The following is an 11,036-nucleotide window of genomic DNA, read 5'->3' on the forward strand; positions in this document are numbered from 1 at the left end:
TTATATGACAAAAAATATTTTCACAGATAAAAATAATTATATTTTTGCTTCGACGATTACAGCTTCTGTATTTTTTTCTAGCTTAAGCTCATCCTACCTTTACAATCATCAAATGCCACCTATGATTTGGGCTTTTGTTTTTGGGATATTTCTACCTTTTTATCGCTTTGGAAATACTAAGCTTGAACAAATCAAAAGCCTAACCACAAATACAATTCTAGTTCTAATAATGATACTTCTAGCATCTTTTGTCAGTTTGATAAGTTCGCCAATACTGCAAGAACTAGCTCGTGGAATTTTAGTTTTTAATTGTCTATGTTCACAACGATATTTCAATGGTGGGCGTATTTTAATTATATTCTTGATAGTATATGTACTACTTTTTTTCTATCTTGATCCAATTCTATCTGAGAATACTCTATTACCTTCTCTTAATTACTGTCTAACTGGATTATTAATGGGCTACATACCAACCTCATTATTTACAATAATTATGCCAAGTGTTGATATCAAAACTCCGACTATTAATAATGACTCATTTGTTTTTAAACAAGCTATTATCATTACCATCCTTATAGTCTCTGTTTATATAACTGCTAGATTTATACATATAACTAATCCAGCTTGGATTTGCTATTCTATAGTTATAGTATCTACAGGAAATTATATAATATCGATAAAAACATCTCTGCATCGATTAATTGGTACTCTTATTGGTGCCGTTGTAGGTATTGTATTATCACATTTTATTTTTGATAAATATCCATTAGCAATATACTCCTGTTTTATCTTCATTTTTCTTACATATTTTATGATTAATCATAATTATGGACTTGGTATTGTTTTTGCAACGATTTGGTTAATTGCAGTATTTTATTTTCTCAAATCAGATATGACAGTAATCAGATTTACTATAGCACGAATTTTTGACACGCTAATTGGTATAGGTCTTGGAATATTTGCTGAATTCATATTACTTAAGAAACCCAGAAACAATAGACTATAATTTTTTAAAATATCCTAATACCACAGGCAAATACCCAATCATAAAACTTAAAGGTATACACACACTTGCCCAATAGAAAACAAAATCATCTTGATTAAAAATCAAATAGCAACATAAAGCACTTATCACACCTATTACAGTACTTAGAATAGCTCCTAATAAATTAGTCTTGTTACCATAAAACCCATATAGCAAACTAAATGCTAAGGCAGCTATAGGAATATTAAAAAGCAACATTTTATCAAGAACTTGGTCTATAAAAGTATTAGCAAGTATGTAGCTAAAAATTGCAATAATAATTACTGTAATGATATTTTTGTGCTCGCTTTTATTATCTTGAAAATGCACAGAACACATCGAGGCCATAGTATTCCATAATGCTGCTATAGTTGTCAAAGCTATCATAAACATCATAAGATAAAATATAACTAACATAGGTCTACTAAAGAGATTTCGTACAATATACACAAATGCTTCATCAGGATTTGTAGAGCTAATCACTCCTGCATATTTAGCCGTAGTATAGACAGCTATCAAATAAATCAAACTCACTATAAATGATGTAATCAGGACAGCATAAAAAGCTACTTTCTTAGATTTTGCAGCAAATATTTTTTGTCCATACCATGGTGAAAGTATGTAAGTAAATGCTGTAAGAATTGCTAAAGATATAGAAAAAGAAACTGGTAAAGTTGGTATTTGTGCATTATTAATATATCCAAGTGCAGAAGCATCAGCATTATATGCTGAATACCCTAAATATATAAATAGAACTATAGATAATAAAAAGCTCAATTTATCTATTTTTACTATCATCAGTAGCCCATCTCTTATGGTAAATAACAACATTAAACTACAAGCAACCCCACTTATTAACCAATGATTATAAGCAGGAAAAATCTCTTGTAGATAAATTGTAGTAGAGTATATAAAGTTAGCTCCAAACCCCGCCATCGCAGTTAACAAACATAATGCTACTACTAATCCAAATATTGGATTATAACGTTGAGAAAAAAATTCAGAAACACTAATTGCATCAAAGTTTTTCCACTTTTTAGCGACACTAAAAGAATAAAATAATAATCCAGCTAAAAACACAATTCCTAGAGATAGTGCTGAGAATCCATATAAATATCCCAAGCTCGAGAAACCTATTAGAGTTGATACATTTAACTCTGTCATTACAAGAGTAGCTGTAAGTGCAAAAAGTCCTAAACTCTTTCCTGCGGTGTAGTAGTTTTCAGAGTTATTCATTTATAACAATAGTTGAATTGGTTTATAGCTTTTTCTGTGGATATTTAATACACCATATTTTCTTATATTTTCAAGATGCTCTTTTGTCGGATAACCCTTATGCCTGGCAAAACCATATTGTGGAAATAATCTATCATGCTCAAGACAAATATTATCTCTATGTACTTTTGCTAATATTGAAGCTGCAGATATTTCTTGAATTTTTGAATCACCTTTCACAATAGCTTCTGAATTATAATCCCAGTTTGGTAATTTATTACCATCGACCAGCACTTTGTCAAATTGTCCTTTTAAATTATCTGCAACTTGATTCATCGCTTTGAGCGTTGCTTGAAGGATATTTAATTCATCAATTTGCTGAGGTGAAACTTCAACTATTGTATATGCTTTTGCATGAGAAATTATTTGTTCATATAGTGATTGACGTTTTTTTTCTGTTAATTTTTTAGAGTCTGCAAGACCATCAATAGTTTTTTCAGGATCTAGTATTACTCCAGCAGCAACTACAGGTCCTGATAATGGTCCACGCCCTGCTTCATCTATACCAAGGATAATCATTTTAACTTACCCTGATTATCTAATGATGTCAAAAAGCCTCTCAATATATTAACCTCTTGACTCTCTAATTCAGATCTTTGAAAAAGTCTACGCACCTTATCCATTACATGACCAGGTTTATCTTTATCCAAAAATCCAGATTGAAGCATACTGTCTTCAAAATGTTGATATAACCCTTGCAGCTCTTTGACAGAAGCTTTTTTATGCAAATGAGTATATTCAGGAACTTCTTTTAAGTCACTAATCTCTACAGCTTGCTTATAAATCTCATAAGCTACTAGTTGTACAGCTTGGGCTAGATTAAGAGATGTATATCCTTCATTTGACGGAATATACGCATGCACATTACTCATCAAAAGCTCTTCATTTAATAGTCCTGTTCTTTCTCTGCCAAATAATATTGCTATTTTTTCATCAGATTTTTGGATTTTATTAAGTATGTTTGTAGCAACTTTATATATAGGCTCTATAGGCAGAGATACTCTACGCACTCTTGCACTAGTCCCTACTACATAATCTATACCGTCAAGTGCTTCTTGAAGATTAGGTACAATCCTAGCATTTTTCACAACTTCTGTAGCATGACATGATAATGCTATGGCTTCGTCATCTATGCCTTTTTTAGGATTGACTAGCCACAAATTTGTTAATCCCATATTCAGCATTGCTCTAGCAGTGGAACCTACATTGCCACTGTGAGAAGGCTCTACTAAAACTATACGTATATTATTAGATAAATTAGTCATTGTTAGTATTAATAATTAAATTATACAAATCATCAGAACTTTCAGCTTGCTGAAAATATTGCTGGGTTCGATCCTCTTTTAGATAAAGGGCTAACTGCTTTAATAATTCCATATGAATATCTGATATCTTATCTGGAAAGAAAACACCAATAGCTATTTTAATATCATCGTCTATGGAATTATCATAATAACTATTTTTCAATGTAACTATCATTATTCTAGTAGTCATAAGGTTTTCAACCCTACAATGAGGAATATAAATATTCTTGCCAATATATGTATTACCGATTCTCTCACGCTTATAGATGTTTTTTAGAACGATATCTTCACTTATATCTGGATAACTATCAGATACTCGATTTGCTAAAAACTCAATTAAGCGCTTTTTTGACTCAATATTTAAATTTAAAATTATATCTTTTTTACTTATTAGAGCTTTTAAGTTCATGAATTTTATATAGAAAAATATAACAAGATACTTATTCAGAATGACCAGTCGCGTGGTTATCTCTCAATTTATTCTTATGTTTTTTTATCTGACGAGCCAATTTATCTTCAAGCATATCAATAGCTGCATATAAATCTTTATCATCCGCCTTCGCCACAAATTCACTACCTGGAACTGTAACTATAGCTTCTGCCACTTGATGATCTTTTTCAACATCTAAAATTACTTTTGTTGAAGTGATGTTGTCAAAATAATGTCCTACCTTACCAATTTTCTCATTAACATAACTTTTGATTGGATCAGTAACTTCAACATGTCTACCAGTAATTTGAATATTCATATAAACCTCCAGATTTTGAATAACACGCCCACAGAATTATATGGAGCTCTGTTTTAATAACCACCTAAGTGATATACTTGTATTCATATTATACAAGCTAAATACTATAAAGCAAAGCAATGAACAACAATGTAAAACAAATTTTAACCTCTCTAGGTCTTATTGCGGTAGCAGTTATATCATTTATTATTTTTGCTCCTTTATTTGTTTTTCTAATTATTTTTTTTATGATTTTCTCATTTTTTATACGTAGGAAAATAATTAAAGAAAATCCCGATTTTTTTAAGCAATATACAAATAAAAAAGGTCGTGTGATAGATCAAGAAGAAGATGATACTGATATTAACTCAAACTACAAAATAAAATAAATATGTATACTAAAGATACTATAGTTGCAGTTGCAACACCCCAAGGTAATGGTGGTATAGGTATAATACGTATCTCTGGCGTAAATGCTTTATCAATAGCCGAAAAGCTCACAAAAAAACGTCTCAAACCTAGATATGCCACATTCTGTAATATTTATAATGCAAATGAAATAGTTGATCATGGTATTGTAATATTTTTCAATTCTCCTAATTCATATACTGGTGAAGATGTTGTTGAAATACAAGCACATGGCAATCCTTTTATACTTAACTTAATAATCAAAGCCACCCTAGAATGTGGCGCTAGAATGGCAAATGCTGGAGAGTTTACAGAAAGAGCATTTCTTAATAACAAGCTTGATTTAGCTCAAGCTGAAGCTGTAGCTGATATTATTAATGCATCTTCAGAAATAGCTGCAAAATCAGCAGCAAAGTCTCTTCAAGGAGATTTTTCTAGAGAGATTAATAGTCTTTTAGAAAAACTTATCTATCTACGAATGTATGTTGAGGCATCTATTGACTTTCCAGAAGAGGAAATCAACTTTTTAGAAGATCAAAAGATTCATACCAGTTTACAAGAAATATATAAAACAATTCTCGATGTCAAAAATAGTTGTAAACAAGGAGCGATCCTTGTTGAAGGCGTAACACTAATACTAGTCGGTAAGCCTAATGCCGGTAAATCTAGTCTTTTAAATGCTCTAGCTGGTAAAGAGTCTGCCATTGTAACATCAATAGCAGGTACAACTCGAGATATTGTAAAGGAGCATATTCAAATAAATGGTGTTCCAATGCATATTATCGATACTGCTGGATTACGTAGCAGTGATGATGTTATCGAAAGCGAAGGAATCAAAAGAGCAATCAAAAAGATTCAAGAGGCAGATCAAATATTATTTGTAACTGATGACTATACAAATAGCCAGGTTAAATTTAGTGATATAAAGGATATAATACCTGAATTTTATAATCAAATACCTAAAGATATAGATATTACTTATGTTCACAATAAGATAGACCTTCTTGAAGAAGCGCCTATGAATCATAATAATCATATTTATATATCCGCAGGTAACAACATAGGTATTGATAAGCTAAAAGATCATATTCTTGCCAAAGTTGGTTATACAACTCAAAATGAGAGTGTTTATACAGCTCGTGAGAGACATGTTACAGCTATAAATAATGCTTTTGAACATATCAAACTTGCTAGAGAGCAATTAGAACTTGGGAATGGAGAACTCTTAGCAGAAGAATTATTAATAGTTCAAGAGCATCTTAACTCAATCACAGGAGAGTTCAGCTCTGATGACCTATTAGGAGAGATTTTCTCAAGCTTTTGTATTGGAAAATAGTATAAAAAACTTCTTTTTTACTTATAATTAGTTTTAACCATAGTTATATCATCTTCTAACTGACGACTATTAAAAGGTTTGTTAATATTCTTATCAACCTCTACTGTTTTAACTTTACTGCTAGTTATATTTAATGAATTACCAGCTACTATCGCATACAAATCTGCACTAATAATCAATATAACAAAAACTACTAATACTTTATTCATTTAATAATCCTGCAAACAAACATTAACAAATTTAACAAACTCTTGCTCAAGATTATTTCTAACTCCAGTTGCTCTTACCAAATAAAAGTTAGTTTCGCCAAAATAATAATCATTAAGCACTGGTAATATATCTAATTTACTATTAGCAAAAATATCCAAAGTATTAACAATCTTATTACACTTAGTTGCTAAACTAATATCGAATATAAGATTATTAAAAAATAGATTTGGATTAATACTAACCTCCTCTTTAGAGTCATCTCCCTCTAAAAAACCTGTCAAACTAGTCTGATATTTATCATGACTTAAGAATCCAACAACATCATGATTTTCTAAATCTTTCAGAGATTTTGGCTGTCCATATTTTTGAATATACTCTTCACTAGCGTAAAGTTTATTTTTGGCTCTTACTAACGTTTTTATAGTACAGTTTGTAACTAAAGGTTTTTTAATAGTAATTGCTATATCGAAATCATCCTTAACCAGATCTACTACTCCTGCAGTATAACTAAATACTAATCGGACATTTGGATATCTAGCATAAAATAAATCCAATCTATCAGCTAGTATGTTATCAAGAAAAAGTTTTGGTATACCTACCTTTAAAGTTCCCGTTATTTCTTTAGATTTATTCATTAGCTGCTGAAATATTGAACTTGCTTCTTGCTCAATATCTTTAAAGTTTTTATAGAATGACTCTCCATCTTCAGTCATTTCTATTAAGCCTCTTGAGTTACGCTTAATCAATTTCATATTTATAGATTCTTCTAAGCTTTGAATTCTACGAGAAACTGTACTTTGAGAAATATTTAAATGTTTAGCTAATTCTGTAAATGTACCTATATTAATAAGTTTAATAAAAATAAAAATATCATCAAAATTCATCACTAACCTCATTTGCGCATAGCTGTTATGCATTTTTTGCTACAGACAAATTAATACTACTACAAATATAATAGCCATGTAAGCTGATAAATTAACTTTAGCTTTTTAAACAACAAATAAGGAAATAAGTAATGAGAAAAACACTATCAAAAATTATTTTAAGTAGCGCAATATTAGCAACATCAATACCAGCTATGGCTTGCTCCGAAATTAATCATGACTTTGGAGGTAACGTAGGAGCATACACCACAAGAACTATGGATATGTTCATAGACCTTAAGCCAAATTTGACTGTATATCCAAGAGGTACTAAAGAAACTGGTAATTTGAGAGATAACCAAATGAGTTGGACAGATAAGTACGGATATGCGACCATAGAAGAAACTTTACCTATAGATTTTTCAGCCGAAGGGGTAAATGAGAAAGGATTAGCTGCTCACCTGCTTTATTTAGGAGATACTGTCCAACCTAAAAGAGATCTAAGCAAACCAGGAGTTAATGGATTTAATTGGATTAACTATGTGCTAGGAAACTACTCAACTGTGGAAGAAGTTCTAGAAAATCTAGATAAATACCAAATATATGTACCGACGGTAAAAATGAATGGAGAAGATGTGAATCTTCCAATTCACTATATGATAGAAGACAGAACAGGAGATAGTGCTGTCTTAGAATATATTAATGGAAAATTGACTGTCCATAGGAATGTAAAAGCTATAACCAATGAGCCTAGTTACGCAAAGCAACTAAAAACGCTAAAAGAAGCTAAAAAACTAGGACTTTATAATGTAGATAAACTGCCAGGTGGTGCTAACTCTGGATATAGATTTGTAAGAGCTAATTTCATTAGTGAAAACTTACCAGATGCCGACTCTGCTGACCAAGCTGTTAACTATATGTTTGCAGCATCTGACTCATTATCAGTACCATTTGTTAAGGGTTACAAAAATGAGGATTTAAGTAATCCTAGTTTAGAAGATAAATGGCCAACACAATGGAAGTCAGTAACATCAATGTCTCATAATACCTTGTATATTTACGACACATTAGTTGGTAATAGAATTTTTGTTAATCTTAATGAGGCTAATTTAAGTGAGGGACAACCAATTAAAAGCATATCAGTTATGGATAAATCTTTAACTGGAGATGTAACTAACAAACTAACTCCTAAGGATAAATAAAACTCAGGCCTAAGTAACTTTAATGCTTTTCATCAGTAATTTCTCAACTATCCAAAATCAATATAAGTTTTAGTGACTATGTTCATGTATGCATAACTGCTATGTAGCTTTTGCTAGAGACATATCACCACTACTACATATATACTAAATATTAACTAGATTATAATAAAAACATAAAGGAACAAATGATGAAAAAAATACCTCTATTAATTTTGATATCAGTTATAACTGCTACTTTTGCTAATGCTAATCCAACTAAGTTAAGATCTTACTCTGTTGGTATCAAACGTAATCATATATCACTTTATGAGTCTCACAATATCACAAAAGCAACTCATTATTATACTCATTACAGATAATTAAAAGATTCTACAGCAAACATTTTGCTAAAATTACCTAATTTAAAATATAGTAAAAATATCATGATCTCTCTAATAGGCAAAACTCCTATTATCAAACTAAAAACCAACAACGCTCATAACTTGTATGCCAAGTGCGAATGGCTTAACCCTACAGGAAGTATAAAAGATCGAGTTGCAAAATATATATTAGATAATTTAATCAAAAATAAAAAGATAAGCTCTGAACAAGCAATTATTGAAGCAAGTTCTGGCAATATGGGAACTTCGCTAGCTGCAATTGGAAAATTATATAATCATCCCGTATATATTACGTGTCCAGAAAAAACTGGAAGAATAAAAAGAGAAATGATCAAAAGTTTTGGAGCAAATTTAACAATATGCAAAAATACTGCCAATCACACAGATGCTGATTTTTATGTAAATAAAGCTAAGCACTTAGCAAAAGATTTAGATGGAGTGTTAATTAATCAATATGACAACCTACTAAATACAGAGTGTCATTACAAAACTACAGGACAAGAAATAGTCAACTATTTTTTAACTCACTCAAAAAATATAGACTTCTTTATAACAGTTGGAGGATCTGGTGGAACTATTACTGGTTGTGCTAAAAGAATAAAAGAGATATTCCCAGAAACTAAAATTCTTATGCCAGACCCTAAAGGATCTGTTTATTACGATATTTTTTATCACGGAAAACCAATAGAGCAAAATATATACAGTTATAAAGTTGAGGGCCCAGGTAATCCCGTATTTTGTAAGTCTATGGACTTATCATACATTAATGAAATAATTCAATTCACAGATAAACAAGCTATACAAGGATGTAACGAACTAGCCCAAGAGCAAAGTATTTACGCTGGACACAGTAGTGGTGCAAATTATTTTATAGCCAAAAAGCTAATTGAAAAGCTTCCTAAAGACAAAAGCTACAACATCTTAATTATGATTTTGGATAATGGTATGAAATATAGTTTCGACTAGTCTTAGAAAATATAAAATGAAATGATATTCAAATACTGCTATTATTAAGTTGATGTATCAATATAATAGGAGTGTTTAATATGCCAGGGATTTTAATCAGTTATATATTTCTTTTTCTTGCGGTTTTCCTATCTTGGTTTAGCTGGCGCTGGGGTATCATAGTTTTCAGTATATTTCTTGTTGTAACTAGCTTAGTTTTCTTGCATCATGCCACAGACCATTTAATGATTTATTTATAAGTTTGGAGGCTTAATAATATGAAAAAGTATTTTAAAAATGATTTAATAAAGCTTCTGAATACTATTGAGGTCTTGGGTATTACAGTTATTATTGTATCCGCATTCTATTTTCAATTTGTAATGGGAGAAATCCCTTGCCCATTATGCCTTTTGCAAAGATTAGGCTTGCTAGCTATAGGTTTTGGGTTCCTGCTAAATATACGTTATAGCGTAAGACCAAGCCATTATGCACTCTCACTATTAGCTGCTGTTTTGACAGCATTTATATCAGTAAGACAAATAGCCTTACACGTAACAGATCCTGTTGGCTATGGATCAACTGTCTTTGGGCTACATATGTATACTTGGGTGTTTATTATATCTATGGTAGCAGTTATTTATATAGCTATTGTTATGTCTTATCCAGATCAGTATGAAATAAATAAACACCCAGATAAAGTAAAATTAGCTAAAAATAAAAAGATTAGATTCTTAACTCATGCAGCATTCATCATATTCATTATTGCTATTTTTACAAACGTCGCATCAACATTCATTGAATGTGGTATACATGAATGCCCAGATAATCCAACAAAATACATTCTCGCATAAACTCTAAATAATGCTACATGATTTATCCTAATAAGATATTTCTTTATTAGCAATAAAATAATATATAATTAATAGATGTAATATCTGATACTGTTTATAGCAAAGTATTATAAGGAGCTTAAGATATGAAGTCGAAGCTATTAATGTACCTATTATTGCTATCATATTCAGCCTACCCATATGCATCTCCTACTATTATTAATAAAGAAACATCCAACAACCAGATACTACAATCAATATCTAAAGAATTAACTAATGCTGAAATAGAAACACAATCTTTGATCAATAAACAACAACAAACTAAGGCTGATGATGATTCTTTTGAAATGTATAGTAATAAGGTAGTTGCTAACCATAATAATTAGTTAATATCATTTTGTATTTAAACAAATTGATAAGGATAATTTAAATTTGTTAGTTATAAAAACACAAAGCCCCATATATTTATGAGGCTTTTTGTATTGCTTATCACGATAAGTCTTTGATATTTGAATAAGATGGCGATTACCT

At 30.6% G+C, this 11,036-nt stretch carries 15 protein-coding genes; 8 read left to right on the top strand and 7 right to left on the bottom strand.

Going from position 1 to position 11,036, the window contains the following annotated elements; all coding sequences use genetic code 11:
* Positions 1–4: 4 nt before the first annotated feature.
* Positions 5–1,006 carry an FUSC family protein gene (locus tag F3D59_RS08185; RefSeq protein ID WP_150464478.1) on the top strand — a complete coding sequence of 334 codons (1,002 nt, stop codon included), beginning with the start codon at positions 5–7 and terminating at the stop codon, positions 1,004–1,006.
* On the opposite strand, the gene F3D59_RS08190 is transcribed toward F3D59_RS08185, so the two are convergent.
* The 5 genes from F3D59_RS08190 to hpf are packed head-to-tail and all read right to left on the bottom strand — an operon-like array spanning position 1,001 to position 4,352.
* A complete protein-coding gene (locus tag F3D59_RS08190; RefSeq protein WP_150464479.1) occupies positions 1,001–2,260 on the bottom strand; it encodes a sodium:solute symporter family transporter in 1,260 nt (419 codons plus the stop codon). The genes F3D59_RS08185 and F3D59_RS08190 overlap by 6 nt on opposite strands.
* Entirely contained in the window at positions 2,261–2,818 is a 558-nt protein-coding gene (gene rnhB, locus F3D59_RS08195; RefSeq protein WP_150464480.1) for a ribonuclease HII, read from the bottom strand. It lies immediately after the preceding gene.
* Positions 2,815–3,564, bottom strand: coding sequence for an RNA methyltransferase (locus F3D59_RS08200; protein WP_150464481.1), 750 nt, complete (start codon positions 3,562–3,564; stop codon positions 2,815–2,817). The genes rnhB and F3D59_RS08200 overlap by 4 nt, the downstream gene beginning before the upstream one ends.
* A complete protein-coding gene (locus F3D59_RS08205; protein WP_013922790.1) occupies positions 3,557–4,012 on the bottom strand; it encodes a PTS sugar transporter subunit IIA in 456 nt (151 codons plus the stop codon). Before F3D59_RS08205 ends, F3D59_RS08200 begins: the two co-directional genes overlap by 8 nt.
* A gap of 31 nt (positions 4,013–4,043) precedes the next feature.
* A complete protein-coding gene (gene hpf, locus F3D59_RS08210; RefSeq protein WP_150464482.1) occupies positions 4,044–4,352 on the bottom strand; it encodes a ribosome hibernation-promoting factor, HPF/YfiA family in 309 nt (102 codons plus the stop codon).
* Positions 4,353–4,471: 119 nt separating this feature from the next.
* Between hpf and F3D59_RS08215 the strand changes: the two genes are divergently transcribed.
* Both F3D59_RS08215 and mnmE read left to right on the top strand, forming a co-directional pair.
* Positions 4,472–4,720 (top strand): hypothetical protein, encoded by a 249-nt coding sequence (locus F3D59_RS08215; protein WP_013922788.1) that lies wholly within the window; start codon positions 4,472–4,474, stop codon positions 4,718–4,720.
* A gap of 2 nt (positions 4,721–4,722) precedes the next feature.
* Complete coding sequence (mnmE, locus tag F3D59_RS08220; protein ID WP_150464483.1) at positions 4,723–6,075, top strand: tRNA uridine-5-carboxymethylaminomethyl(34) synthesis GTPase MnmE; 1,353 nt, start codon at positions 4,723–4,725, stop codon at positions 6,073–6,075.
* A 17-nt stretch (positions 6,076–6,092) separates the two neighbouring features.
* On the opposite strand, the gene F3D59_RS08225 is transcribed toward mnmE, so the two are convergent.
* Positions 6,093–6,284 (bottom strand): hypothetical protein, encoded by a 192-nt coding sequence (locus F3D59_RS08225; RefSeq protein WP_149368537.1) that lies wholly within the window; start codon positions 6,282–6,284, stop codon positions 6,093–6,095.
* Positions 6,285–7,169 (bottom strand): LysR family transcriptional regulator, encoded by an 885-nt coding sequence (locus F3D59_RS08230; protein WP_150464484.1) that lies wholly within the window; start codon positions 7,167–7,169, stop codon positions 6,285–6,287.
* Positions 7,170–7,300: 131 nt separating this feature from the next.
* Here F3D59_RS08230 and F3D59_RS08235 point away from each other — a divergent pair, with 131 nt between their 5' ends.
* From F3D59_RS08235 to F3D59_RS08250, 5 genes are all read left to right on the top strand, one after another.
* On the top strand, positions 7,301–8,350 hold the full coding sequence (locus F3D59_RS08235) for a linear amide C-N hydrolase (protein ID WP_150464485.1): 1,050 nt from the start codon (positions 7,301–7,303) through the stop codon (positions 8,348–8,350).
* 188 nt (positions 8,351–8,538) lie between these two features.
* Positions 8,539–8,709, top strand: coding sequence for a hypothetical protein (locus F3D59_RS09980; protein ID WP_191092458.1), 171 nt, complete (start codon positions 8,539–8,541; stop codon positions 8,707–8,709).
* A gap of 63 nt (positions 8,710–8,772) precedes the next feature.
* Positions 8,773–9,696: a PLP-dependent cysteine synthase family protein gene (locus tag F3D59_RS08240; RefSeq protein ID WP_150464486.1), complete on the top strand. Its 924-nt coding sequence runs from the start codon at positions 8,773–8,775 to the stop codon at positions 9,694–9,696.
* A gap of 257 nt (positions 9,697–9,953) precedes the next feature.
* Entirely contained in the window at positions 9,954–10,526 is a 573-nt protein-coding gene (locus F3D59_RS08245; protein WP_150464487.1) for a disulfide bond formation protein B, read from the top strand.
* Between the two features lie 125 nt (positions 10,527–10,651).
* Positions 10,652–10,891, top strand: coding sequence for a hypothetical protein (locus F3D59_RS08250; RefSeq protein ID WP_150464488.1), 240 nt, complete (start codon positions 10,652–10,654; stop codon positions 10,889–10,891).
* Positions 10,892–11,036 lie beyond the last annotated feature (145 nt).

Origin of the sequence: Francisella sp. XLW-1 (genome assembly GCF_008711455.1) — a bacterium.
GTDB classification, from domain to species: Bacteria; Pseudomonadota; Gammaproteobacteria; order Francisellales; family Francisellaceae; genus Francisella; species Francisella salimarina.